22 protein-coding genes and 2 pseudogenes are annotated in these 24,228 nt (G+C 60.2%); 5 read left to right on the forward strand and 19 right to left on the reverse strand.

Annotated elements, in window-relative coordinates; genetic code table 11:
- Nucleotides 1-2 precede the first annotated feature (2 nt).
- The 4 genes from AC1DWG_RS08505 to AC1DWG_RS08520 form a co-directional block, all read right to left on the reverse strand.
- Entirely contained in the window at nucleotides 3-1,445 is a 1,443-nt protein-coding gene (locus AC1DWG_RS08505) for a mechanosensitive ion channel domain-containing protein (RefSeq protein WP_477765176.1), read from the reverse strand.
- Between the two features lie 240 nt (nucleotides 1,446-1,685).
- Complete coding sequence (ycaC, locus tag AC1DWG_RS08510) at nucleotides 1,686-2,312, reverse strand: isochorismate family cysteine hydrolase YcaC (protein WP_477765175.1); 627 nt, start codon at nucleotides 2,310-2,312, stop codon at nucleotides 1,686-1,688.
- A 56-nt stretch (nucleotides 2,313-2,368) separates the two neighbouring features.
- Entirely contained in the window at nucleotides 2,369-3,052 is a 684-nt protein-coding gene (locus AC1DWG_RS08515; RefSeq protein WP_477754664.1) for an isochorismatase family protein, read from the reverse strand.
- Between the two features lie 92 nt (nucleotides 3,053-3,144).
- Nucleotides 3,145-4,011, reverse strand: coding sequence for a pirin family protein (locus AC1DWG_RS08520; protein WP_477765174.1), 867 nt, complete (start codon nucleotides 4,009-4,011; stop codon nucleotides 3,145-3,147).
- Nucleotides 4,012-4,115: 104 nt separating this feature from the next.
- Here AC1DWG_RS08520 and AC1DWG_RS08525 point away from each other — a divergent pair, with 104 nt between their 5' ends.
- On the forward strand, nucleotides 4,116-5,024 hold the full coding sequence (locus AC1DWG_RS08525; RefSeq protein WP_477765173.1) for a LysR family transcriptional regulator: 909 nt from the start codon (nucleotides 4,116-4,118) through the stop codon (nucleotides 5,022-5,024).
- Nucleotides 5,025-5,167: 143 nt separating this feature from the next.
- Here AC1DWG_RS08525 and AC1DWG_RS08530 read toward each other — a convergent pair whose 3' ends face one another.
- On the reverse strand, nucleotides 5,168-5,302 hold the full coding sequence (locus tag AC1DWG_RS08530; protein WP_477765172.1) for a hypothetical protein: 135 nt from the start codon (nucleotides 5,300-5,302) through the stop codon (nucleotides 5,168-5,170).
- Nucleotides 5,303-5,304: 2 nt separating this feature from the next.
- Between AC1DWG_RS08530 and dkgB the strand changes: the two genes are divergently transcribed.
- The gene (gene dkgB / locus AC1DWG_RS08535; protein ID WP_477787635.1) at nucleotides 5,305-6,108 is read left to right on the forward strand and encodes a 2,5-didehydrogluconate reductase DkgB; all 804 of its coding nucleotides are present in this window, start codon (nucleotides 5,305-5,307) and stop codon (nucleotides 6,106-6,108) included.
- A gap of 3 nt (nucleotides 6,109-6,111) precedes the next feature.
- On the opposite strand, the gene AC1DWG_RS08540 is transcribed toward dkgB, so the two are convergent.
- The 7 genes and pseudogenes from AC1DWG_RS08540 to AC1DWG_RS08570 all read right to left on the reverse strand — a co-directional run bounded on the left by AC1DWG_RS08540 (nucleotide 6,112) and on the right by AC1DWG_RS08570 (nucleotide 15,397).
- Nucleotides 6,112-9,339, reverse strand: coding sequence for a transporter substrate-binding domain-containing protein (locus tag AC1DWG_RS08540; protein ID WP_477787636.1), 3,228 nt, complete (start codon nucleotides 9,337-9,339; stop codon nucleotides 6,112-6,114).
- Nucleotides 9,340-9,966 carry a response regulator gene (locus AC1DWG_RS08545; protein ID WP_477760269.1) on the reverse strand — a complete coding sequence of 209 codons (627 nt, stop codon included), beginning with the start codon at nucleotides 9,964-9,966 and terminating at the stop codon, nucleotides 9,340-9,342.
- Nucleotides 9,967-10,074: 108 nt separating this feature from the next.
- Nucleotides 10,075-10,476 carry a chemotaxis protein CheY gene (locus AC1DWG_RS08550; RefSeq protein WP_477787637.1) on the reverse strand — a complete coding sequence of 134 codons (402 nt, stop codon included), beginning with the start codon at nucleotides 10,474-10,476 and terminating at the stop codon, nucleotides 10,075-10,077.
- A 127-nt stretch (nucleotides 10,477-10,603) separates the two neighbouring features.
- Entirely contained in the window at nucleotides 10,604-11,320 is a 717-nt protein-coding gene (locus AC1DWG_RS08555; RefSeq protein ID WP_477765169.1) for an MgtC/SapB family protein, read from the reverse strand.
- A gap of 128 nt (nucleotides 11,321-11,448) precedes the next feature.
- Nucleotides 11,449-14,163, reverse strand: coding sequence for a magnesium-translocating P-type ATPase (gene mgtA, locus AC1DWG_RS08560; RefSeq protein ID WP_477765168.1), 2,715 nt, complete (start codon nucleotides 14,161-14,163; stop codon nucleotides 11,449-11,451).
- Nucleotides 14,164-14,750: 587 nt separating this feature from the next.
- Nucleotides 14,751-14,918, reverse strand: a pseudogene (locus AC1DWG_RS08565) (SidA/IucD/PvdA family monooxygenase); the annotation flags it as partial.
- A complete protein-coding gene (locus AC1DWG_RS08570; RefSeq protein ID WP_477765167.1) occupies nucleotides 14,915-15,397 on the reverse strand; it encodes a sigma-70 family RNA polymerase sigma factor in 483 nt (160 codons plus the stop codon). The gene AC1DWG_RS08570 and the pseudogene AC1DWG_RS08565, both read right to left, overlap by 4 nt.
- 192 nt (nucleotides 15,398-15,589) lie before the next feature.
- Here AC1DWG_RS08570 and AC1DWG_RS08575 point away from each other — a divergent pair.
- Nucleotides 15,590-16,004: pseudogene (locus AC1DWG_RS08575) on the forward strand (hypothetical protein); the annotation flags it as partial.
- Between the two features lie 217 nt (nucleotides 16,005-16,221).
- Nucleotides 16,222-18,645, forward strand: a complete 2,424-nt coding sequence (locus AC1DWG_RS08580) for a TonB-dependent siderophore receptor (protein WP_477787638.1) — start codon at nucleotides 16,222-16,224, stop codon at nucleotides 18,643-18,645.
- Nucleotides 18,646-18,758: 113 nt separating this feature from the next.
- Here AC1DWG_RS08580 and AC1DWG_RS08585 read toward each other — a convergent pair whose 3' ends face one another.
- From AC1DWG_RS08585 to relB, 6 genes are all read right to left on the reverse strand, one after another.
- The gene (locus AC1DWG_RS08585) at nucleotides 18,759-19,253 is read right to left on the reverse strand and encodes a PaaI family thioesterase (protein ID WP_477765165.1); all 495 of its coding nucleotides are present in this window, start codon (nucleotides 19,251-19,253) and stop codon (nucleotides 18,759-18,761) included.
- Between the two features lie 45 nt (nucleotides 19,254-19,298).
- Entirely contained in the window at nucleotides 19,299-19,760 is a 462-nt protein-coding gene (locus tag AC1DWG_RS08590; protein ID WP_477787639.1) for a GyrI-like domain-containing protein, read from the reverse strand.
- Nucleotides 19,761-19,874: 114 nt separating this feature from the next.
- The gene (locus tag AC1DWG_RS08595; protein ID WP_477787640.1) at nucleotides 19,875-20,411 is read right to left on the reverse strand and encodes a glyoxalase superfamily protein; all 537 of its coding nucleotides are present in this window, start codon (nucleotides 20,409-20,411) and stop codon (nucleotides 19,875-19,877) included.
- A gap of 275 nt (nucleotides 20,412-20,686) precedes the next feature.
- Nucleotides 20,687-21,148: a GNAT family N-acetyltransferase gene (locus tag AC1DWG_RS08600; protein ID WP_477765179.1), complete on the reverse strand. Its 462-nt coding sequence runs from the start codon at nucleotides 21,146-21,148 to the stop codon at nucleotides 20,687-20,689.
- Nucleotides 21,149-21,198: 50 nt separating this feature from the next.
- Nucleotides 21,199-21,606, reverse strand: a complete 408-nt coding sequence (locus AC1DWG_RS08605; protein ID WP_477765162.1) for a VOC family protein — start codon at nucleotides 21,604-21,606, stop codon at nucleotides 21,199-21,201.
- 104 nt (nucleotides 21,607-21,710) lie between these two features.
- On the reverse strand, nucleotides 21,711-21,902 hold the full coding sequence (gene relB, locus AC1DWG_RS08610; protein ID WP_477787641.1) for a type II toxin-antitoxin system RelB family antitoxin: 192 nt from the start codon (nucleotides 21,900-21,902) through the stop codon (nucleotides 21,711-21,713).
- Nucleotides 21,903-22,447: 545 nt separating this feature from the next.
- On the opposite strand from relB, the gene AC1DWG_RS08615 reads away from it, so the two are divergent.
- A complete protein-coding gene (locus tag AC1DWG_RS08615; RefSeq protein WP_477765160.1) occupies nucleotides 22,448-22,807 on the forward strand; it encodes a DUF6124 family protein in 360 nt (119 codons plus the stop codon).
- Between the two features lie 76 nt (nucleotides 22,808-22,883).
- On the opposite strand, the gene AC1DWG_RS08620 is transcribed toward AC1DWG_RS08615, so the two are convergent.
- Nucleotides 22,884-24,056, reverse strand: coding sequence for an MFS transporter (locus tag AC1DWG_RS08620; RefSeq protein WP_477765159.1), 1,173 nt, complete (start codon nucleotides 24,054-24,056; stop codon nucleotides 22,884-22,886).
- Nucleotides 24,057-24,228 lie beyond the last annotated feature (172 nt).

Consider the following 24,228-nt stretch of genomic DNA (forward strand, 5'->3'; position numbering starts at 1 on the left):
GGTCATACCCGACTGCGCAACCACCGCAGAAAGCCCTTCTTCTCCACTGTCACCGGCAGGTCCTGAGTCAGGGTTTTCGCTTTGAGCAAGCGGTAGTCGAGCAAGGTTTTCATCGCATCGTTGATGTCCTGACGGGCATCCAGGCATGGCTTGAGGTATTCCTTTTCGATGCGGTACAAGCCACAAAAGGTCTTGGCGGTAAACTGCGCAGGCACCGAACTGTCGTCCAGGATACCGGCCTCGCCGATCACCTCTCCGGGCCCCATGCGGCCTGATTCGAACGGCGAGCCATGACGGGGCAGCGTCACGCTGACGACACCGGACTCGATAATGAACAAGTGATCGCTGACCTCCCCCGCGTCGAGGATCGTTTCGCCGGCACGGAAGGTTTGCAGGGTCATGTTCTGGCTGAAGGTGTCTTTTTCTTCCTGACGCAACGTGGAGAAAATCGGCGAACTGTCGAGCAGTGCCCGGGGCCGCGACAGGTTGCCCGCCAGCGTGGGTTCGACGCTCGACAACAGGTTGACCCCGGACGCCTGCAAGTGTCGGTACGCCAGGTCGAACAGCTGATTGCGCACCGTGCGTTTCTCGCTCATCGACGCGACAAACCCATTGATTTCGTATTCCACTCCGGTGCTGCTGGAGCTTTTCAGCGAGACGCTCGGGGCCGGTGTGTCCAGCAGAAAACGGCAACCTTGCATGGCGCGTTCAAGGGCATCAATCACCGTGTTCGGCCGTGCATGGGGGCTCACTTGAAGGGTGATGGAAACGCCAAACATATCGCTCGGGCGGCTGAAGTTGATGATCTTGGCCTTGGCTGCCAATGAGTTGGGAATCACCGCCAGGCTGCCTTGGGCGGTTTGCAGGCGCGTGGCCCGCCAGTCGATGTCGGTGACCCGGCCCTCCATGCCGTCTATGGAGATGTAGTCATCCAGTTGATAGGGTTTGGTGGTGTTCAGGACGATCCCGGAAAACACGTCACTGAGGGTACTTTGCAAGGCCAGGCCGACAATGATCGCCAACGCACCGGACGTCGCCAGCACGCCCTTGACCGGCAGATCGAGTACATAGGCCAGGGCGGCAATGATCGCGATCAGGAAAATCACCGCACCGAGCAAATCCTGGAGCAAGCGCCCGGTATGCCCCACCCGTTGCATCATCACCGCGCCGATCAGCACCGTCAGCATCCGCGCGCCAAACAGCCACCAGCCGATCTGCAATCCGGTGGCCGCCAGGTGCAACGGTACGTTGTCGGCCCAGGGCGGCGGCTCCATCGGATTCAGGCCTTCATTGAACAGCAGAAGGCTGTATAGCGCGAAAATCGTGACCCGCAACAGAAGCTTCCAAGGGTTGCGGTTGTCACCGATTAAACGCCACAACCCGAGGTCGATCAGGATCAGCACCATGGCGCAGATCAATGGGTGTTCGGTGAGGAAAGACAGCATCAAGCAACTCCAGCCAAGGCTAATAACGCGAAGATCGCACAGATTGGCCATAGTGTAGGAGCAATTGATTTGGCGGGATTGTGCAACCGCCACAAAAACAAAGGTAAGAGCGAGCCTGCTCCGGGCGGCGTTCCGACGATAGCGGTCTGACAGTCACTACATCAGTGTCTGTTCTACCGTCATCGTCGGAACGCCGCCCGGAGCAAGCTCGCTCCTACAGGGGAAGGCGTGTTGGCTGGATTACTTGCTATTGGCCAGCGTGCTGTAGCTGGTCATCAGGTTGCGGTAATCCGGAATATGGTTGGAGAACAGCGTGCCCAACCCTTCGATGTCGTTGCGCCAGTCGCGGTGCAGTTCACAGGCCAGGCCGAACCAGGTCATCAATTGCGCGCCCTGAGCGGTCATACGGTTCCACGCCGATTCGCGGGTCAGTTCATTGAAAGTGCCGGACGCGTCGGTGACCACGAACACCTCAAAACCTTCGGCCAGCGCCGAAAGCGCCGGGAATGCTACGCACACTTCCGTCACCACACCGGCGATGATCAGTTGTTTCTTGCCGGTGGCCTTGATCGCCTTGACGAAATCTTCGTTGTCCCAGGCGTTGATCTGCCCCGGGCGAGCGATGTACGGCGCGTCCGGAAAAAGTGCCTTGAGCTCGGGCACCAGCGGGCCGTTGGGACCGGTTTCGAAACTGGTGGTGAGGATGGTCGGCAGCTTGAAGTACTTGGCCAGGTCAGCCAGGGCCAGCACGTTGTTCTTGAAACGATCCGGATCGATGTCGCGCACCAGCGACAGCAGTCCCGCCTGATGATCAACCATCAAAACCGCGGCGTTGTCCTTGTCCAGACGCTTGTAGGAAGTGCTCATTGCAGTAGTCCTCGCATGTTATCGATGCCGAATGAAAATCGGCGTGGGGTCACCGGTCAGCGCTGGGAGTCCAGCACCTCGTGTTCGTTCGCCACTTGCTGGGCCTTGAGGTAACTCTCGATCAGCAACTGATAATGCGGCATGGCCTGGGCGTAGACAGCGGCCCACTGCTCGGCATCCGGACGGTTCCACGAGCCTTGCAGCTCGGATAGCGTCGCCATGATGTCGATCGGCACCACCCCGGCCTGGGCCAGACGGGCAACGGTCAACTCGGTGGCCAGTTTCGAGTGGTTGCCGGAGGCGTCAACCACGGCAAACACCTTGTAGCCTTCATGCACCGCCGCGATGGACGGGAACGCCAGGCATACGCTGGTCAAGGTGCCGGCGATCACCAGGGTTTTCTTGCCGGTGGCTTTGACCGCCGCGTGAAACTCCGGGTTGTCCCAGGCGTTGATTTCACCTTTGCGCGCCACGTACTGCGCATGGGGTGCGGCCTCGTGGATTTCCGGGATCAACGGCCCGTTCGGCCCCTGGGGAACGGAAGCGGTGGTGATCACCGGCATCTTCAGCAGGGTCGCTGCCTTGGCCAGGGCAATGGCATTGGCGCGCAGTTGGGGCACGTCCATGTCCTTGACGATCTGGAACAGTCCGCTCTGATGGTCGATCAACAACATGGCGGCATCGTTGGGATCGATAGTCGGTTTCTGGCCATTGAAATTGGCCGCGTTGACGGTACTCATGTGCGTTTCCTCTTTCTTTCAGGCAATAGCCATCCCTGGCCTCGGACCGGCCTACGCATCCTGTGTAGAACGGGTGTTTGAAACGAAACGGGTTAAGCGTGCATCCGGCCGAAGCGACCGGACTGGAAGTCGGCGAAGGCCTGGTGGATTTCCTGCTCGGTGTTCATCACGAACGGCCCGTGGCCAACAATCGGCTCGTCGATCGGCTCGCCGCTGAGCAACAACACCACCGCGTCTTCGCTGGCTTCGAGGGTCATTTGATCGCCCTTGCGATCGAACAGGGCCAGTTGCCCCTGGCGCACCGACTCCAGGCCATTGACCTGAACCGTGCCGCGCAGAACCACCAACGCGGTGTTGCGCCCTTCATGCAGATCAAGGGTGAGCAACTTGCCGGCATTCAAACGAATGTCCCACACGTCGACCGGGGTGAAGGTGCGCGCCGCGCCCTTGTGGCCGTCGAACTCACCGGCGATCAGGCGCAGGCTGCCGGCGTTGTCCTGCAAGGAGATGGCCGGAATGTCACGGTCGAGAATCGTCTGGTAGCCGGGGTCGGCCATCTTGTCCCTGGCCGGCAGGTTGACCCACAGCTGCACCATCTCCAAGGTGCCACCGCTCTTGGCGAAACCCTGGGAGTGAAACTCTTCATGCAGGATCCCCGAGGCCGCGGTCATCCATTGCACATCGCCGGGGCCGATCTTGCCGCCGCTGCCGGTGGAGTCCCGGTGCTCCAGTTCGCCCTTGTAAACGATAGTCACGGTTTCGAAGCCACGATGAGGATGCTGACCAACGCCACGTCGTTCGGTGGTCGGGGTGAATTCAGCGGGGCCGGCGTGATCCAGCATCAGGAACGGGCTGATGTGCTTGCCCAGGTTGTCGTAGGAAAACAGCGTGCGAACCGGAAAACCGTCGCCAACCCAATGGGTTCGTGGACTGGTGTAGATACCGATGATGTTTTTCATGGTGTCTCCTTATGAGGTGGGTGAAGCCATGGACAAAGCTTAAAACCGTGACCTTTGCTGCGCTAGACTGCAAAAATCAGCTTTAGCGTTCTATTTGGAGAACGATGGTGGAAGACCTCAACACCCTCTACTACTTCACCCAGGTGGTGGAGCATCACGGTTTCGCAGCGGCGGGCCGGGCACTGGACATGCCCAAGTCCAAGCTCAGCCGACGCATTGCCGAACTTGAAGAGCGCCTCGGCGTGCGCCTGCTGCACCGCACCAGCCGGCATTGCTCGTTGACGGAAATCGGCCAGGCCTACTACCAGCGCTGCCTGGCCATGCGCGTGGAGGCAGAAAGCGCCGCCGAACTGATCGAGCGCAACCGCTCCGAGCCCCAGGGCCTGGTACGTGTCAGCTGCCCGACGGCGCTGCTCAATTCCTGGGTCGGGCCGATGCTGACCCGCTACATGCTCAAATACCCGTTGGTGGAGTTGTTCATCGAGAGCACCAACCGCCGGGTCGATCTGATTCACGAAGGCTTCGACATTGCCCTGCGGGTGCGCTTCCCTCCGCTGGAAAACACCGACATGGTGATGAAGGTGCTGGGCAACAGCACCCAGAGCGTGGTTGGCAGCCCGGTCTATTTATCGCGCCTGTCGACACCGGCCTCCCCGGCCGACCTCAGCGGCTTGCCGAGCCTGCACTGGGGCGCGGCGCAGCGCGAATATCAGTGGGAACTGTTCGGTGCCGATGGCAGCACCGCGATGATCCGGCATACACCGCGAATGGTCACCGATGACCTGTTGGCCTTGCGCCATGCAGCGGTCGCTGGGATCGGCATCGTGCACCTGCCCAGCGTGGTGGTGCGCGATGAAATCGCTGCCGGGCAACTGGTGGAACTGGTGCCGGGCTGGGCACCGAAAAGCGGTGTGATCCATGCGATCTTCCCCTCGCGCCGGGGGTTGCTGCCATCGGTGCGCACGTTGATCGATTTTCTTGGGGAGGAATTCAGCCGCAGCGATATTGCTTGAGGGCAGCTACAAGCTTTTAGCTGCAAGCGGCAAGTTGATGGGGGGCAAGGCTTCGGACCGAGTCACGGCCTTCGCTGGCAAGCCAACTCCTACAGGGCTTGCGCAAACCTTGTAGGAGCTGGCTTGCCAGCGAAGGCGTCGGATCAGATACCGACACCAAACCGGACTGCCACGGATTCATGACTTTCGGTAAACATTGCTTTGCCGATCCAGCGGTTTTTCTCACGGATGCAGGCGCGGATACTGCCGCCCATTCCCACTGCAACCTCTGGAGTCATCAATGTCTATTCCCGCCTTCGGTCTGGGTACGTTTCGCTTGCAAGGCCAGGTGGTCATCGATTCGGTGAACACCGCCCTGGCGCTCGGCTACCGGGTGATCGATACCGCACAAATCTACGAGAACGAAGCCGAAGTCGGCGAGGCTATCGCCGCCAGCGGCATCGCCCGGGAAGAACTGTTCATCACCAGCAAGATCTGGGTCGCCAACCTGGCCGGTGATCGTCTGATCGACAGCCTGAAGGAGAGTCTGCGCAAACTGCAGACCGATTACCTGGACCTGACCCTGATCCACTGGCCGTCGCCGGACGATCAGGTGCCTGTCGCAGAATTCATGGGCGCCCTGCTCGAAGCCAGGCGCCTGGGCCTGACCCGGCAGATTGGCGTGTCCAACTTCACCATCGACCTGATGCAGCAAGCAATTGCGGCCATCGGTGCAGAGCACATCGCCACCCAGCAGATCGAACTGCACCCGTACCTGCAAAACCGCAACGTCGTCGCGTTCGCGCAGAGCCAGGGTATCGGCATCACGTCATACATGACCCTGGCTTACGGTGAAGTCCTCAAGGACCCGCTCATCCAGCAGATCGCCGAACGCCTGCAAGCGACGCCGGCTCAGGTCACCCTGGCCTGGGCCATGCAATCGGGTTACGCCGTGATCCCGTCTTCCACTCGCCGGGCCAACCTCGAAAGCAACTTGAAGGCTCGCGAACTGACCTTGAGCGAGGCCGACATGGCCTTGATTGCGACACTGGATCGCGGCCACCGGCTGACCAGCCCAAAAGGCCTCGCACCGAACTGGGATTGAGCCTCAATCCTGCCCGATACTTTGCTCAAGGCGGGTCATGGCTTGCTGCAACTGGTCGACGGCGGCGTCGATCAGCGCCGCATGGCCGTCATTGCACGCCTGCTCCAGTTGTTCGCAACACTCGACCAGGGCAAGCGCTCGCACCATCAGCGCCCCGCCCTTGACCCGGTGTGCCAGCGTCTGCAAACCCGGGCGATTGCCGCCGGCGTGCAACGCCAGCAAATGCACGCGGTCCTCGCGATTGGTCTGCGCCAGATCGTGCATCAGTTGCTCGATCAGCTCAGGGTCCGAATCCGCATAGCGTTCCAGCCCGCTCAAATCGAACTCGGGGAAACCAGGGTCGTCGATTGCCGCTGGGGGTGCGCCGGGAAACCGCTGGGCCAGCCACGCCTGCAAATCCACCAGGCGAATGGGTTTGAACAGGCAATCGTCCATGCCCGCCGCCTGACACCGGGCCTTCTCCTCGGCCTGCGCATTGGCGGTAAAGCCCAGAATCAGCGTCGACGACAGCCCCTGCAGCCGCTCTTGCTTACGTATCGCGCCCGCCAATTCATAGCCACTGAGCACCGGCATATTGCAGTCGGTAATGACCAGATCGAACCCCTGCCCACGCCATTGTTCAAGCCCCTGCGCCCCGTCCTCCGCCAGCACCACACGGTGGCCCAGATAGCTCAGCTGCCGCGAGAGCAACAGGCGATTGGCCGGATAATCGTCGACCACCAGAATCGACAACGCCCGGGTCGTGAGCTGCACCGAATCCCGAGGCATTCCCGCCGCAGGCAACGCTTGCAGGGTGGGCAACACCAGGCTGATGTCTACTCGCGTCCCGCGCCCCGGCTCACTGTCGAGTTGCAACTGGCCGCCCATCGTTTCGCACAGGGTACGACTGATCACCAGGCCCAGGCCGGAACCTTGCCGGGCTGTCTGCTGACTGTTACCCGCCTGCACGAACGGGCTGAACAGGCGTTGCTGGTCGAAAGCGCTGATACCGATGCCGCTGTCTTCGATCTGTACGCTGACGGCGAGGTGCGCCGGGGCTTGAGGCCGAACCCGCAGTATCAGGCTCACCTCACCTTCTCGGGTGAACTTGATCGCATTGCTCAGCAGATTGGACAGCACCTGTTTGAAGCGCGTGGGATCGAGCATCACGTCACAGTCACTGCGCGCGTCGAGATCGACCCGCCACTGCAGATTCTTTTGCATCGCCAGCCCTTCGAAAACCCGGCAGACCGACGTCACCAGCGCGTGCAGATTGACCCGCTCCGGCGCCAACGACAAATGCCCGGATTCGATCCGCGCGACATCCAGAATGTCGCCGATCAAATCCAGCAACTGCTGCCCGGCGTTGGACGCCACCTCGATGGCGGCGCGGTCGGTCACCCCTTCATCGGCCCGTTTCAGTGCCAGTTCGAGCATGCCGATCAAGGCGTTCATCGGCGTGCGGATTTCATGGCTCATGGTGGCCAGGAACGTGGTCTTGGCCCGGTTGGCGTCGTCCGCCGCGTCCTTGGCTTCCTGCAATTGCCCAAGCAATTGCTGGCGCTGACGAATCTGCCGCCGCTGCCAGACGATCCCGGCCAACGCGAGCAACAGCATGACACCCGCCGCCGCAAACGCCTGCACGATCGCTTGTCGGTGTCGCAGCCAGTAACTCTGCTCGACCATCGAGTCATAGCGCCAGGGTTGAGTCAGCTCGTCAATTTCTTCGGGGGGAATACTCAGTAATGCCTTGTCCAGAATCGAATGCAGTTCGGTGGCCTCGCGATTGGTTGCCAGGGTGCTTCGGGCGGGGTCGGTGCCCACGGTGCTGGTCACTTGCAGGCGATCGCGATACTGCCGGGAAATCAGGTAACGGGCGCTGATCAACGAGTTGATACCGCCATGGGCCTTGCCCTGGGCGACCATCTCCATGGCGTCCGTCGACAGTGGCGCATCCACCAGCTCGATCAGCGGGTATTGCTGGCGAATGTACTCGCCGGCAATGTTGCCCTGGGTCAGCGCCAGGGTTCTCCCCGCCATGTCATCCAGCGTCCTGGGGCTGTCCGCGTCCACGCGGGTCACCAGCACCGACGGGCTGCTCAGAAACGACCGGGTGAACCGCAATTCATCTTCACGCTGGGAACTGAGGCCGATACCGGCCAACACATCGATCTGGCCGCTCGTGATGCCCGTCATCATCTCGGCCACCGACTTCATGCCCTGGATATCAAATTGCAACCCGGTGCGCAAAGTGATTTTCGCCAGCACATCGACGCCGATACCGCGAAACTGGCCTTCGCTGTCGACAAATGAAATCGGCGGGATATTTTCGTTGATCGCGACCTTCACCCGCGGGTGGCGTTCGAGCCAGTGCTGTTCGGCCACGCTCAATTGCAAAGACTGAGTGCCCGGGATATGCACCCCGTTGGCCCCCCAACGGCGCAGGATGTTCATTTGTTCATTGGTGGTGATGGCCGCCAGCGCCTTGTTGACGATGCGCAATAGCGCAACGTTGTCGCGGGCTATCGCAAAGGCAAAACGCCCGGACTCCATGGGCGAGAAGTCCGTCAGGTGCACGTTGTTCAGGTAATTCCTGCTGATCAGATAATGGGCATTGATCGCATCACCGAGGTAGACATCAGCCTGGCCGAACGCCACGGCGCCCATCGCCGCCAGTGTCGAGGGAAACAGCTGGACCTGCGCTTTGGAATAGAACTGTTGCACGCTGTATTCGGGCAAGTAGTGATACAGCATCACCAGTCGCTTGCCGGCCAGCGTCGGGTCGAGCACCGGAGGGAAATCGGTGCGGGTGACCAGCACCGGTTGATCCACCGCGTAGGCGCTGGACATCTGTAGCTGCGGATCTTCGGCTTCGAATCGGTTGGCCGTTCCCAGCAGGTCGGCCTGCCCGTCCTTGATGGCCTGCACCGCGTCGGCCCGCGACGGATAACGTTGAACCTCGATGACGACATTCAACAATTGTTCCAGCAATCCGGCGTAATCGGCTGTTACGCCTTCGAACACCTTGCCTGCCGTGTTGAACTCGAAGGGGGGATAGTCGGGAGCCGAGACAGCCAGTACCAATCGGCCCTTTTGCTGCAACCAGCGCAACTCGGTTTCCGACCACCTGACGCTCAGGCCTTCGGCACTCGAGCGTCCCAACAGGGTCAACGACTGTTGTGCACAGACCGTCGATGCCCAGAGTAGAAGGCCAATCAGCACCCCGCCTGCCAGTCGTCGGAGAGCGTTCATTCAGATCAATTGATTGCGCAGGGCGAAATCCCTCAAGTGCACCGACGAGCTCACGTTGAGCTTGAGGGTGAGACGGGTCTTGTAGGTACTGACGGTCTTGTAGCTCAGGTGCATGATTTCGGCGATTTCCAGGTTTTTCGAACCCCGGGCCAGGTACTGCAGAATGGTCAACTCACGGTTGGAGAGCTTGTCGATCAACTGCTTTTCACTGCGTTGCAACTCCCCCATCGACACGGAACTCGAGGGGAGCTGGGCGAAATAGGTATAGCCGGCCATCACGCAATTCACCGCCGCCTTCAAGTCATCCAGGTCCTTGCTCTTGGAAACATAGGCAACAGCCCCGGCCCGCATGCAGCGGTCCTGATAGAACTGGGCCTCCAGCGAGGTGAACACCACCACGCGACATCGCGTGTTTTCGGCCTTGATACGGTCCATCACCTCAAGCCCCGCCACACCCGGGAGACCCAGATCAAGCAGCACGACATCCGGTTGATGCTCGCGGATCAATGCCAGGACCTCATCGCCACGGGAAGCCTCGTAAATACTCTTGAATCCTTCACCCTTGAGTACGAGTTTGATCATGGATCGAACCACCGGATGATCTTCCACAATCAGTGCTGACTTCATGACAACTCCCGTGCAAAACAACACGATCGGGCAAAAAATGCCCTCCAGGCACTGCAGCGATTGGGCACAACGCTGCGCATAGACTTTTGCATGGAAGGCTGGAAAGTACTACCTGACAGAAATGACAGTTCCGACGAATGGTAGCCGACAATCGACAGCGCTCATCAACTGCGTAATGGACGCCAGGTCCGGCAGAGCGGCCTGGCTCAACCGGACTTTGCCCGCGACTGGCGACAACGGCGCCTGCCGTTCATTGAAGATAAACGCGTGATGAACCTGCGGGTTGTCGGCAAGGAAACTGAACAGGTCCAGCGCTCCAATTGCCATCGCCCCATTGACCAGCACCAGGTCCAGAGGCTCGCAACCGTACTCCACCAGTGCAAGGAGCTCGTCGAGGCTCTGCACCGGAGCCACCCGAAAATAGCCGAGCTGGTTGAACAGTCGCTCGATCCGCAGGCGGTTGAAGTGCTGCGCATCGGCGATCAGGATGCGCAAGGATTTGTTCGGCAAGGTGACCTCCAAAAGGATGTCGGTTTCAAGAGGTCGCAAAGCCTACGGAAGACCTTCCCGGGTTTATGTAGGAATATTCCTAAATAAATGCCGGTTAATCTGACGCTTGCCCGGGAAACCTTGGCCGTTACTCCGTGGTACTCGGACTCCAGAACGCCTGCACCACCAGGCTCGACGTCGAAATCCGCGCCACCAGCGCATCCAGTTCATCACCATCGACCGAGGTGGTGGCCAGGGTGGCTTCGATTTCAATTTCATCCGCGCCGAAGGCATGCACATCGACATCGCTGGCCGGATAGTTGCTGCGCGCAAGCTCGGCTTCGAGCAAGGCCAGCACGGTTTTCTGCTGCGTACGCCGGGCAATGACATAGACGATGTTGGTGACTTCCGCCGAAATCACATCCAGCGGCTGACGGTTGATGTTGTTGACGATCGGCCGCAGCAAGGTGTTTGCCGCGAGCACGAACAAGGTGCCAAGCAAGGCCTCGGCCAGCAGGTCGGCACCGGCGCAGGCACCGACTGCCGCCGAGGTCCAGAGCGTGGCGGCAGTATTGAGGCCGCGCACGTTGCCCTCCTCACGCATGATCACCCCGGCACCGAGAAAGCCGATGCCGGAGACCACGTAGGCTATGACCCGCACCGCACCTTCGGCACCGGCCAGCCGGTTGGCCATGTCGACGAAAATCGCCGCCCCCACCGCCACCAGCACGTTGGTGCGCAGGCCGGCGGTGCGTTGCCGGTACTGACGCTCGAAACCGATCAGGCCACCGAGGATGAAGGCCGCGCTGAGGCTGACCAGGGTGTCGAGCAGGGAGGCCAGGTTGAGGTTGTTGATGGCTTGCATATGAAACTCCTGGAAAAACACACGATCCCTGTAGGAGCGAGCTTGCTCGCGAAAGCGGCGGGTCAGTCACATCGATATCGAATGTGCCGCCGTCTTCGCGAGCAAGCTCGCTCCTACAATTGGCAGCATTACTGCCAGCCAAACCGGCGAATGTAGAACCCCTTCACCGCCTGGGTCAGCGCCATGTACGCCAGCAGGATCACCGGCAGGAACACGAAGTACAGCGACGGCAACGCCTGCAATTTGAAGTAATGGGCCAGCGGTCCCATCGGCAGGAAAATCCCCACGGCCATGATCAGTCCGGTCATCACCAGCAACGGCATGGCCGCGCGGCTTTGCAGGAACGGGATCTTCGGCGTGCGGATCATGTGCACGATCAGTGTCTGGGTCAGCAGCCCGACCACGAACCAGCCGGACTGGAACAGGGTCTGGTGATCCGGGGTGTTGGCATCGAACACGTACCACATCAAGGCGAACGTGCTGATGTCGAAGATCGAACTGATCGGCCCGAAAAACAGCATGAAGCGCCCGACATCCGCCGGCTGCCAGCGCTGCGGTTGCTTGAGCATTTCGTCATCGACGTTATCGAACGGGATGGCGATCTGCGAAATGTCGTAGAGCAGGTTCTGCACCAGCAGGTGCATCGGCAGCATCGGCAGGAACGGGATGAACGCACTGGCCACCAGCACCGAGAACACGTTGCCGAAGTTCGAACTGGCGGTCATCTTGATGTACTTGAGCATGTTGGCGAACGTCCGGCGCCCTTCCAGCACGCCCTCCTCCAGCACCATCAGGCTCTTTTCCAGCAGGATGATATCGGCCGCTTCCTTGGCGATGTCCACGGCGCTGTCCACCGAAATACCGATGTCGGCGGTGCGCAGGGCCGGGGCGTCGTTGATGCCGTCGCCCATGAAACCGACCACATGGCCGTTGCCCTTGAGCAGACGGACGATACGTTCCTTGTGCGATGGCGTCAGTTTGGCGAAGACGTTGGTGGTCTCCACGGCTTTCGCCAACTCTGCATCCGTCATGCGTTCGATGTCGTTGCCCATCAGCAGGCCTTGCTGTTCCAGACCGACTTCGCGGCAGATCTTCGCCGTCACCAGTTCGTTGTCGCCGGTCAGCACTTTCACCGCCACACCGTGGGCCGCCAACGCCTTGATGGCTGGCGCAGTGCTTTCTTTCGGCGGATCGAGGAACGCCACGTAGCCGATCAGCGTCAGTGCCTGTTCATCGGCCAGGCTGTAGGTGTCGCGCCCTTCGACCATCGGCCGTGCCGCGACCGCCACCACCCGCAGGCCCTCTGCGTTGAATGCGCCCGTGACCTGACGGATTCTCGCCAGCAGTTCTTCGGTCAAGGCTTCATCGAATTCGCCGTGACGCACCCGCGAGCAGACCGCCAGCACTTCTTCCACCGCGCCCTTGCAGATCAGCAGGTGCGGTTGATCGCGCTCGGCGACCACCACCGACATGCGCCGGCGGGTGAAGTCGAACGGGATTTCGTCGACCTTGCGAAACGCTGTGCCGACTTTCAACTCACGATGGATCTCGACGTGTTCGAGCACCGCCACATCCAGCAGGTTTTTCAGGCCGGTCTGGTAGTAGCTGTTGAGGTAGGCCATTTCCAGCACGTCATCCGAGTCGTTGCCCCAGACGTCGACATTACGTGCCAGGAAGATCTTGTCCTGGGTCAGGGTGCCGGTCTTGTCGGTGCACAGCACGTCCATGGCGCCGAAGTTCTGGATGGCGTCGAGGCGTTTGACGATGACTTTCTTGCGTGACAGGAACACCGCGCCCTTGGCCAGGGTCGAGGTGACGATCATCGGCAGCATTTCCGGGGTCAGGCCCACGGCAATCGACAGCGCGAACAGCAGCGCTTCGGTCCAGTCGCCCTTGGTGAAACCGTTGATGAACAACACCAGCGGCGCCATCACGAACATGAAGCGGATCAGCAGCCAGCTGACTTTGTTGACCCCGGTCTGGAACGAGGTCGGCGCCCGGTCAGTGGCGCCGACACGCTGGGCCAGGGCACCGAAATAGGTGCTGTTGCCGGTAGTGAGAATCACCGCCATGGCCGTGCCGGACACCACGTTGGTGCCCATGAACAGGATGTTGTCCAGGTCCAGCGGATTGAGCGTGTCGCGGTCCTGCTGGCGGGGAAACTTTTCCACCGGCATCGATTCGCCGGTCATCGCCGCTTGGCTGACGAACAGGTCCTTGGCGCTGAGCACCCGGCAATCGGCGGGAATCATGTCACCGGCCGACAGCACGATCAGATCGCCCGGCACCAGTTGCCTGATCGGCAATTCGATACGCTGCGTGCCGCGGTCCTCAAGATCCCGGCGCATCACTGTGGCGGTGTTGCTGACCATGGCCTTGAGGGCATCGGCGGCCTGGTTGGATTTGGTTTCCTGCCAAAAGCGCAGCAAGGTCGAGAGCACCACCATGGAGAAAATCACGATGGCGGCTTTCATGTCTTCGGTCAGCCAGGAGATGACCGCCAGCAACGTCAGCAGCAGGTTGAACGGATTCTTGTAGCAGTGCCACAGGTGCGTCCACCACGGCAGCGGCTGTTCGTGCTCGACTTCATTGAGGCCGAATTGCTCGCGCAGGGCATCGGCTTCGAGTTCGCTCAAGCCGTCGGTGTGACTGCCCAGGGTGTTGAGCAATTGACCGGTGTCGCTGCCGGCAGCGGCCACCAGAGTTTGCGCCAGGGTGGGGGGGACTTCACGGCTGACCGTGGTGTCGGTGAAGGTTTCCAGCAACGCCAGGCGACGGAAGTGCCGGGCGATGTGGCGGTTACGCAGGAAGCCTGCGAAGAATTCCTTGAGGGTAAGTTTCATGGCTGGTGCCCCTTTGGTCAGCCGGGAAACCGTCGAGCAGGCAGGTCCACGCCGCTGCCGCCGGAACAACCGGCAAAGCAAGGCCTGGCGCGCCGGTCACGAATGACAGGCGTGTCGATAGAGCGGCGGCCACGACAAAAAGTCGAAACCACGCACTGTTCAGCGTCGATGAGAGGGACGTCGGGACATGGCCCGGACTGGCCATGATCAGGATGCCGCTGCTCGCTTTTCGGCGAGACAACGGCACAGGAGACTGCGCGTTATCTTGCCGAGAAAATGCCGGTTACCGAGACCGGCCGACAACTGTCACTCGAACAAGTACCCACTGTGGGTCTCCGTAATGGATGAAAACGCGCGAAGCTTACGCCCCGATGTTTGGCGAGTAAACCCGTTACAAAAGCTTGCAGGGGCAATCTCGGGGATCTTCAGGAAGGGTTCAGGATTGAGTGTATTGGGTGATTTCAATCGCCCCATCGCGAGCAGGCTCGCTCCCACAATGGACCTGTGTTCACTGGACTACTGTGGGAGCGGGCTTGCTCGCGAAGGCGGCCTTACAGACGCAGCAAATCTCAGCTCGCCGTCGCCAACAACAAATCCATCACCACCGAGTAATAGGTGTTGTGGTACTCGTTCACCAGTCGTTCGCGCTCGCTGTCGGGTTGCTGGAGCACCAGGTCGGTGAACTCCGGCGAGAACACTGCGTTGACGAAGGGGCTGTCGTCGACCGGCTTGAGTGCCGAGCCGCGCAGAATCACTGGGCGTCCCACTGGCGCATCCGCACACGGCAATGCTTCATGGCATTGACGATGTTCTTTTCGACCAGCGCACGGGAAATACCCAGTTGCTCGGCGATTTGCGGATGGGACAGGCCCTCGATCTTGCGCAACAGGAAGCTCTCGCGGCACAACCGTGGCAGCTCCGCCAAGGCCCGCTGGAGCATGTCCAGGCGCTGGCCGTGATCGAGGACCTTGTGCGGCGAAGGCGTGAAGTAGCGTTCTTCGCTGTCGAGTACGTCCAGCGGCTCGGCGCGACGCAAGGCGTTGCGTCGATGGTCATCGATGACCAGATTCAATGCAGTGCGATAAAGAAACGCCCGGGGCTGCTCGATCGGCGCTTCGCTGGTGCGTTCCAGCACGCGCAGGTAAGCGTCATGCACCACATCTTCGGCCACCTGGCGGTTGCCCAGCCTGGCGTTCAGGAAACACACCAGCTCGCGATAGTAGTTTTCCAACATGACTCCCGTCCGCATGGGGTGCGGTTTCTGTCCTTGAGCCGTTCCGGCGACCGCTGAATCACGCAGCGACACGATAGTGGCAATTTGAGTCGCGTAATTTATAGTAATTCTCATATAGATTTAAAGTACTGCTTCGACTTGCCCGCTAATTAGCCACGGGCCCTGTAGGAGCGAGCTTGCTCGCGAAGGCGGCGGCACGTCATTGCCAAACTGCGCAAAGCGCTGGGGGAAAAAGTACTCTCGGCGCCCATCGAACAGATCGAGCGCTACCGCAGCCACCGGCTGATGATGGTGCTGGCGATTGCCATCGGCACCGGCATCCAGGGCACCGCCGATTTCATCTGTAACACCCAAGTGCGCTCGATCAACACCTTCGATCGCGGAGCTGTCCAGCCAGTTTTCCTCGCCCGAGCCGCACCTGCTGCTCAACGACAACGGTACCCGGCCGACCGTGGTCAACCATCTGCAACTGGACAACGTCAGCTACACCTTCCCGGCCGCACCGGGCAGTGATGCGTTTCGCCTGGGCCCGGTAAACCTGAACATCGAGCAAGGCGACATCATTTTCATCGTCGGCGAAAACGGCTGCGGCAAAACCATCATCGTCATCTCCCACGACGACCGCTATTTCGACATGGCCGATCAACTGGTGCGCATGGAATCGGGCCGGGTCGTCACCGAGCGCGCGACCGCCTGACGGTGGTTGTCGCACGCAAATCATTGTTTTTTTGAAGTTTGTTTTCCGGTTTAGCCAAAGTGGTCCGTCTAATAATAATTATCATTAACTAAAACGCTGCACACACCATTCTGGAGCGATTAGAGCAATGCAAAGCCTTACTCTGTCCCGCGCACCCTTGGCATTAGCCATCGAACGGCAAAAGAAATTCCGAACGGTCGTGCCGGGCGCGCTGTTGACCCTGTTGCTGCTGGGCACATCCCAGGTCGAGGCAGCCCCGGTCAGCGTCAATGTGCCGGCTCAATCGCTGGCCAGTGCATTGCGCCAACTGGGCCAGCAGACCAACCTGCAGATTCTCTACAGTCAGGACATGGTCAACAGCATCAAGTCCACGGCGGTGTCCGGCAACATGGAACCGGAACAGGCACTGAAAACCTTGCTGCTGGGGAGCGGCATCAATTTTCAGTTGAATGGCAACACCGTGTCGCTGGTGCCTGCGGCCGGTGACTCCAGTGCGTTGCAGCTGGGTGCGACGTCCATCACCGGCCTGGCGCTGGGGCCGACCACTGAAGGCACGCACTCCTATACCAGCGATGAAGTGACCATCGGCAAAGGCAACATCAAGGTCAAGGTCAAGGACATCCCGCAGTCGGTGTCCGTCGTCACGCGCCAACGCATGGACGACCAGAACCTGAACAGCCTGCAGGACGCCCTGCGTCAGGTCACCGGCGTGACCATCAAGACCTACAACTCCGGCTCCAGCCTCAACGACATCTACATGCGCGGCTTCCTCGTCGATCAGGTGCAGGTCGACGGCGTCTCGCAACCCACCGGCCAGGGCGACATGGCCACCAGTTTCGACCTGGCGATGTACGACCGCATCGAAGTGCTGCGCGGTCCTTCGGGCCTGTACCAGGGCGCGGGTGAACCCGGCGGTACGATCAACGTTGTGCGCAAGCGCGCCCTGAGCCAATTCGCCCTCGGTGGCGAACTGGCCGCAGGCTCCTACGATCGCTACCGTTCTTCGGTGGACGTCACCGGCCCGTTGAACGACCAGGGCACCGTGCGCGGTCGCTTCATCACCGCTTACGAAAACAACAAGTCTTTCGTCAACTACGCGCAGAACGAACGTCCGATGGTCTACGGTCGCCTGGAGTTCGACCTCGACCCGGCCACCACCCTGTCGGTCGGCGGCGCTTACCAGCAGAACCATTCCACCCCGGCCTTCGGCTTGCCGGCCTACGCCGACGGCTCATTGCTCGACGTGCCGCGCTCGACCTTCGTCGACGCCAAGTGGAACACCCTCGACGAAAAAGTCTGGGAAACCTTCGCCGAACTCGACCACGAACTGGACAACGGCGGTCAGTTCAAGACCACCCTGACCTACCGCGACGCCGAAACCCCGCAGCGTAACTTCACCTGGGCCGACGGCGCGGTCGACCCGGCCACCGGTGACAGCTGGGCCGTGGCCTACGACTACTACACCCACATCAAGACCATCGGTGTCGACAGCTTCGTCACCACGCCGTTCGAATTCGCCAATCGCCGACACGAGTTCACCCTGGGCGCCGAGTACCAGCACCTGGACAAGGACTTCACCTACGGCGGCGGCGAGTACTTCCCGATCAACGTGTTCGACCCGGGCAGCATCGACATTCCCCACAACGACTATGCGCACGTCAACGGCAACTGGTCCAAGTCCGATCAGTACGGCGTCTACACCCGTGCCAAGTTCAACGTCACCGACTGGCTCGATGTCATCGGCGGCAGCCGCGTCACCTGGTACGAAAGCGATGCGAAAAACGCCAACGCCTTCTTCAACAACTTCGGCGAAGCCCACACCAGCATCAACCGCAAGGTCGTGCCGTACGGCGCCATCATCGGCAAGATCACCCCTGAACTGTCGACCTACTTCAGCTACACCGGCGTGTTCAAACCGCAGAGCGAAATCGGCACGGACGGTCAGCCGGTCGGCCCGCGCGAAGGCAAGCAGTACGAGATCGGCCTCAAGCGCGAATTCTACGACGGACGCCTGAACGCCAGCGTTGCGGCCTTCCGCATCTACGATGAAAACCGCGCCGAATACGACAACACCTCCGGTGCCTACATGACCGAAGGCAAGGCCCGCAGCCAGGGCTGGGAAACCGAGCTGAGCGGCAACCTGACCGAGAACTGGAGCATCGTCACCGGTTACGCCTACACCTCCACCAAGTTCCTGGACGGCGATCAGGCCAACAAAGGCAAGACCTTCAGCACCATTACGCCCAGGCACAACTTCAACCTGTGGAACAAGTACGAGTTCACCGACGGTGCGCTCAAGGACTTCAGCGTCGGCGGTGGCGTGCGTGTGGTCAGCGACACCTACTACCAGCGTGACGTGAAGTTCCAGCAAGGCGGCTTTGCCATCGCCACGGCGCAGGTCGGCTACAAGTTCAACGAACACCTGTCGTCGACACTGACGGCCAACAACCTGTTCGACCGCAAGTACTACGACCGCGTCGATGCCTCCTGGGGCACCAACTTCTACGGCGACCCGCGTACCGTGACCCTGAGCCTGCGCGCGCAGTACTGACGGCCGGCAGCTTCCACATGTAGGAGCGAGCATGCTCGCGATGGTCGTTAACGATAACGCGTGTTTACTGGTTGAACGCTGCGCCTATGAGTCCATCGCGAGCGAGCTCGCTCCTACATTGGCTGCGCGGCGGCCCTGAGTTGCTCGGTATCGGCGCGGACAAAGATGGAGTCCCCGACTGCGGTCAGGACATCTCCGGCGAAGACCTCACAGATGACGCGACTTTTGCGCCCGACATCGCCCTCGACTTTGGCACGCAGTGTCAGGGGTACGCCCATCGGGGTGGGCTTGATGAACTTGATGCCCAGGTTACCGGTGACGCAGGTGATGTGAGGCAAGCTGCCCGCTTCGCGCTGTTCTGCCCGGTAGTGATAAGCCATCGCGGCCCAGTTGGAATGACAATCCACCAGCATCGCAATCAAACCGCCGTAAACCAGATCCGGCCAGCCGCAATACTTGTCATCCGGCAAATGCTGCGCCATGACATGCACGCCGTCTTCATGCCAGAAGCTCTTGATGTGCAGCCCGTGCGGATTCTGGCTGCCGCAGCCATAACAAACGCCTTCAGGCGCGGCGATGTCTTGAAGCGAAGTGTCCTGCGTGGTCATAGCGTGTTCGTCCTTAAGATTTAACCCACACATTTCGTTCAGCGCTTATGCCACAACGCCAATATGAATCCGGACTTCGTCAGGGCCGCCATAGGATTCAAAGTCCGTGGCGTAACGACGTTGCACCTGTTGATGCTGTTCAAAGTAGTTCCAGATGTCCCCCCAGGCCTGAATGACCGCAGCGGGCATTGGGCCACGGGCTTCGAAGACCAGATACTTGCCTTCCTGAATCTCGATGCTGTCGAAGTCCGCGCTCGTCGCGGTCACGGGCACACCTGCCGTCACGTTGTACAAACCGTTGGCGTCAGATTCATAAGTTGAGTACACACCAACAACAGGGGCGTTGGGTAAACGGTCCGGGATCTGGTCAGCAACGCTGGCCGAAAAGAACTGGCCCCACAACCCGGGGATCTTCGCACTCTCCTGCCGGAATTCATCCTGGTTCTTCGTACGTACGGTCAGACCTGATACGAGGAAGCGAGAAATGTGTGCGATGTTGGGTTCCATTCCGAGATCTCCTGATTGAAGGTTTCAGATTAAAGCACAGCCTGAATCGGTGCGAGCGAGGTCGAATCGTTGTGCCTTGAAGCGGACCGGGTCACCCCGGTCCGCACCGTCGAATCAGTATTGGCAGAAGCGAATCCGATTGCCGAACGGGTCGTAGACTTGCAGCTCTTTACCCCAGCCCTGCTGAACAATATCCGGACGCCCGTATCCGTAGCGCTTGCCGAGCAATTCGTCCCGCAGCAGTTCAATATTTTTCATCGGCACAAATACCGTCGAGCCAGGACTGGCATCGCCATGATGTTCGGAAAGATGCAGTTGCAGCCCGTCGCGACTGATGCCCAGGTACAGCGGCAGATCAGCCTCGAAGCGGTGCTCGAACTCGACGCTGAACCCCAGGAAATCCAGATAAAACTCGCGCGCCTTGCCTTCGTCGAACATCCGCAGGATTGGAATGGGTTTGTCGAAAGTCGCAGCAGGCGTGGACGGTATGCTTGCCGGGGCAAGCATCGCTGACGCGGTGTTCCAGTCCTTGTAGCCCAGTTGCTGCGCAACCAGTTCCAGCGCGGTGGAATGGGTCACCACTTGATTGCGTTCCTCCAGCGAGGCGCGCAACTGTTTGGCCATTTGCTTGGCTTGCTCGATTGAAAACATGACTGCTCCTGTAGCCGAGATGCCTTGGTGCTCGCATTGCCAAACCTCGACCGTCAAGAGAGGCGACAGGGTTCGTACAAGAAGGAGATGCTTTCACCTTTCCCAGCGGGAGCGAGCGGCGGGCAGCATCGGGCCGATGCCGATAATACATAGGCGATACGGGATGCGGAAGACGGCTCGGCAGAACCCTGTCCGAGGCCTGAGGACTATTCCTTCAGGCGTGAAAGTTGCTGAACCACAAATGCCCCGACGGTCCATCAGTGAGTTCGCATTGGCTATGTCACATCCACCAATGACTTCATATGCGTCGCAAAATCATCCTGTATCGGCCGGAACCCGCAGCGAAGGTAAAAGGCAGCGCCCTCGGGTGTGTCCGTGGTCAGTCGCACAACGCGGAAATGCTCAGACGCCAATTCCAGCAGTTGCTGCACCAACGCTTTGCCTACGTTCTGGCCCCTTGATGCACGTGCGACGTAGACCCGCCGTAATCGCCCTACATCCGGTTCGGCAAAGGGGTCGGATGAAAGACCTCCGATGGCAATCAGCCGTCCGTTGCGGAACGCCCCGAAAAGACACTCACCCTGCTGATCGAATCGATTGGCACCGTTTTCCCATTCCTCGATCAACCGGGAGAGGAACCTGAAGCCTTCTGCAACGGCCTCCGTTTCCAGCTCGCGGATTTGCGGCGCGAGCCCAGAGATTTTACATATCACCAATTCGTCCATTGACGTGACCATATGCTGGCTGCTGCCTGAGTTGTCCGCGTGGTTCGCTACACGCCCGGCTTTCAAGACTCACTCTCGGTAGCGTTTACGGGTGTGCACAGCTCAACCAGCGTTCCGTCAGGGCATCGAACGTAAGACACGGTTTGCCCCCAGGGCTTGGTAGTCGGGGCAGCGATTTCGCTAGCGCCTGCTTGAATCGCTTTGGCATGGGCTACGGGGACATCCTCGGTTATCAGCCCGACTTCGATGCCTAACGGTTTGAGGGAAGAGTGTGCCGGGACGTGGCCGGTACTGAAGTTCGTGGAAGCCAGCTCATCGGCGGCGAACGCCAGCGCGGTTTCGCCTGTTTCGAGTTCGCCATAAGTGCCCGACTCATGGAGAAACCGAACGCTGAGCCCGAAAGCCGATGAGAAGAATTTGAGTGAGGCCTCTACATCCTTGACGTAGATGATCAGGTAGCCAAATTTCATCAACGAACATTCCTTGTCGTGCCAATCGGGCGGTGAATTTAGCAGTTTTGAACCGAGTGTCGAAGTAGTAATAGTGAGACGGTGGACCGCGCAGCGATCACCACTCAAGCACCATCGTGTCCATTAGACTTTGATTCGAGAAGAGCTCGCATATCAGCCATTACCTGATCATGCGGGACGTTCGGGTACGGGCCGTCAAGCGAAGCTTGCACTTTGATGCGGAACCAGCAGTCATAGCTGGCGGCATGTTCGTCAGTCTCAACCTCTGGGGTGGTGGTGGAAAGCTCGGCGCTCACATTGACCTCCGGGATCGCTGTCGTCGCGGGCAAGATGAGGTGTCATTTGCCGGACCAACTGTTCATTGCGCGTTAGATCGTAAGCAACGGACTTCCGACGGCCAACCGCAAAGTTACGTAGGATTCTTCCCGGCATTTTCCAATGTTTCTGTCGCACTTTGGTAAGGCATAACAGCAGGTTAAATACCGCTCTGCGGCACTTGTTTAAGCGGCCTACAGGTTACTTCGTGAAAGCCACAACGCCTTGCGCCGTTGCCTACAGGTACGCCAGAATCCGCCGGCTTGTGCGCCTTGGGGGTGGTCGGTAACTTGATTCGGGTCACTGATTGTCAGTGATCGGGTTTAGTAGCCCACCTCATCATCCAAAATCGGTGCATAAGTGTCCTTCAGTCAGGTGTTTGCCTGCATTTGATGGTGGCTGTGCGCATGGCGCCTTCGGGTGCGCCGGATTTGGATGGTTGTCCGGTCTACTAACTTGCGTACAGCCGCCACCCTTCCGTTTAGTAGCGAGACAGGTTGCGGCTCAACTGAGAGGTTTACCATCCATGTTCAAGCCCACACCCAATCCGCCAGACACCGACCCGGCATCCCCGTACGAAAGCCCCGACTCAAAACAATTCCACGAAGCCGCCGAGCGCGCCCTCGACCACGACCTCAACCCGGGCGCCCACATCATGGCCACCCCGCGCAAACCCAGCTCCATGTTCATCGTCAATCCCGAACTCAGTACCGAAACCCTGCTGGTGCATGCGTGCGAATCGCTGGCTTCGGCCAATGTCATGGCCAACGATCTGGTGGATCATCTGCAGGGGACAAGTCGCCATGCGCTGTTGGGGATTGCGCAGGTGATCATGCTCGGGGAACTGGCGGTGAGTCGGGCGCTGGATCGGCTCGATCCGCCTTAGTTATCTGAGTCAGTGCAAGACAACCTGTGGGAGCGAGCTTGCTCCCACAGGGGGGGCTGTTTTCAGCAATGGATCTTCATTTCAGATGGCGATAGCTCGGGATCGCGGAACCGAGCACCGCCGCCCCCGCCGCAATCGCCAGCCAGAACCCGCTGCGCGCGCCGAAGGCGTCCACCAGCCAACCGGAGCCGGCGGCACCGATCGCCACGCCGATGCTCAGGCCGGTGACCAGCCAGGTCAGGCCTTCGGTGAGTTTGGCCGGCGGCACGATCTGCTCCACCAGGGCCATGGCGACAATCAGCGTCGGCGCGAAAAACAGGCCGGCGACAAACACCGCCAGGGACAAGCCGAAAATGTTCACCGCCAGCAGCAACGGCAAGGTGGTCACCGCCGTCGCTACCCCGCCGTACAGGAACAGGCGCGCCAGCGGCACTTTCGAGCGCAGTGCGCCGAACGCCAACCCGGCCAGGCACGAGCCGATGGCGTACACCGACAGCACGATGCTTGCCGCCGCCGGTTGGCCCTGCTGCTGGGCGAAGGCGACGCTGACCACGTCCACCACGCCGACGATGGTGCCCATGGCCACCATCAACAGCATCAGCAACTGAATGTCGCGGGAACGGATGATCGAGCCCTGGTGATGTTCTTCATGGGGATGCACCGGCGGTTCCGTGCTGCGCTGCAACACGAACGCGGTGACGCCGATGGCCAGCGCCAGCAAGGCCGCCAGCGGCCCGGCCTCGGGGAATGCCACCACGCACAACCCCACCGACAGCGGTGGCCCGACGATGAAGCAGACTTCGTCCAGCACTGACTCCAGGGCGTAGGCGGTCTGCAACTCGGGACGGCCGCGATACACCTCGGTCCAGCGCGCCCGCACCATTGCCGACATGCTCGGCATGCAACCGGCCAGCGCGGCGAAGACAAACAGCGTCCAGTGCGGCGCCTGCAACCGCGTGCACAACAACAGCAACAACAGTGCCCCACCGCCCAGCAACGCCGCCACCGGCAGAATCCGCCCCTGGCCATATCGATCCACCAGGCGCGAGACCTGCGGCGCACAAAAGGCCGTGGCCAGGGCGAACGTCGCCGCCACCGCACCGGCCATTCCGTAGCCACCCTGCAACTGCGAGAGCATGGTGATCAGGCCGATGCCGGTCATGGAAATCGGCATGCGCGCGATCATTCCGGCCAGCACGAATGCGCCACTGCCGGGGGCTTTGAACAACTCGCGATAGGGGTTTGCCATGGGTCCGGCCTCAGTCAGGGCATGCACGTTGCCATAACGGCGAATCGAGGGGGAAGCAGCAATTTGTTGGTTGAATGTGAAGGCCCCTTCGCGGGCAAGCCCGCTCCTACATTGGACGGTGTACACCCATCAACTGTAGGAGCGGGCTTGCCCGCGAAGAGGCCCTCACAGA

The sequence above is a fragment of the Pseudomonas sp. P4_B3 genome, from assembly GCF_056402295.1.

What these genes read in the sequence shown, in the direction of transcription:
- AC1DWG_RS08525 (WP_477765173.1), top strand. Translation starts at nt 4,116, where the DNA reads ATGGTGGAAGACCTCAACACCCTCTACTACTTCACCCAGGTGGTGGAG.
- dkgB (WP_477787635.1), top strand. Translation starts at nt 5,305, where the DNA reads ATGTCTATTCCCGCCTTCGGTCTGGGTACGTTTCGCTTGCAAGGCCAG.
- AC1DWG_RS08600 (WP_477765179.1), bottom strand. Translation starts at nt 21,148, where the DNA reads ATGGTCACGTCAATGGACGAATTGGTGATATGTAAAATCTCTGGGCTC.
- AC1DWG_RS08520 (WP_477765174.1), bottom strand. Translation starts at nt 4,011, where the DNA reads ATGAAAAACATCATCGGTATCTACACCAGTCCACGAACCCATTGGGTT.
- AC1DWG_RS08505 (WP_477765176.1), bottom strand. Translation starts at nt 1,445, where the DNA reads ATGCTGTCTTTCCTCACCGAACACCCATTGATCTGCGCCATGGTGCTG.
- AC1DWG_RS08620 (WP_477765159.1), bottom strand. Translation starts at nt 24,056, where the DNA reads ATGGCAAACCCCTATCGCGAGTTGTTCAAAGCCCCCGGCAGTGGCGCA.
- ycaC (WP_477765175.1), bottom strand. Translation starts at nt 2,312, where the DNA reads ATGAGCACTTCCTACAAGCGTCTGGACAAGGACAACGCCGCGGTTTTG.
- AC1DWG_RS08540 (WP_477787636.1), bottom strand. Translation starts at nt 9,339, where the DNA reads ATGAACGCTCTCCGACGACTGGCAGGCGGGGTGCTGATTGGCCTTCTA.
- AC1DWG_RS08580 (WP_477787638.1), top strand. Translation starts at nt 16,222, where the DNA reads ATGCAAAGCCTTACTCTGTCCCGCGCACCCTTGGCATTAGCCATCGAA.
- AC1DWG_RS08570 (WP_477765167.1), bottom strand. Translation starts at nt 15,397, where the DNA reads ATGTTGGAAAACTACTATCGCGAGCTGGTGTGTTTCCTGAACGCCAGG.
- mgtA (WP_477765168.1), bottom strand. Translation starts at nt 14,163, where the DNA reads ATGAAACTTACCCTCAAGGAATTCTTCGCAGGCTTCCTGCGTAACCGC.
- AC1DWG_RS08515 (WP_477754664.1), bottom strand. Translation starts at nt 3,052, where the DNA reads ATGAGTACCGTCAACGCGGCCAATTTCAATGGCCAGAAACCGACTATC.
- AC1DWG_RS08595 (WP_477787640.1), bottom strand. Translation starts at nt 20,411, where the DNA reads ATGTTTTCAATCGAGCAAGCCAAGCAAATGGCCAAACAGTTGCGCGCC.
- AC1DWG_RS08585 (WP_477765165.1), bottom strand. Translation starts at nt 19,253, where the DNA reads ATGACCACGCAGGACACTTCGCTTCAAGACATCGCCGCGCCTGAAGGC.
- AC1DWG_RS08555 (WP_477765169.1), bottom strand. Translation starts at nt 11,320, where the DNA reads ATGCAAGCCATCAACAACCTCAACCTGGCCTCCCTGCTCGACACCCTG.
- AC1DWG_RS08615 (WP_477765160.1), top strand. Translation starts at nt 22,448, where the DNA reads ATGTTCAAGCCCACACCCAATCCGCCAGACACCGACCCGGCATCCCCG.
- AC1DWG_RS08605 (WP_477765162.1), bottom strand. Translation starts at nt 21,606, where the DNA reads ATGAAATTTGGCTACCTGATCATCTACGTCAAGGATGTAGAGGCCTCA.
- AC1DWG_RS08590 (WP_477787639.1), bottom strand. Translation starts at nt 19,760, where the DNA reads ATGGAACCCAACATCGCACACATTTCTCGCTTCCTCGTATCAGGTCTG.
- AC1DWG_RS08545 (WP_477760269.1), bottom strand. Translation starts at nt 9,966, where the DNA reads ATGAAGTCAGCACTGATTGTGGAAGATCATCCGGTGGTTCGATCCATG.
- AC1DWG_RS08530 (WP_477765172.1), bottom strand. Translation starts at nt 5,302, where the DNA reads ATGACTCCAGAGGTTGCAGTGGGAATGGGCGGCAGTATCCGCGCCTGC.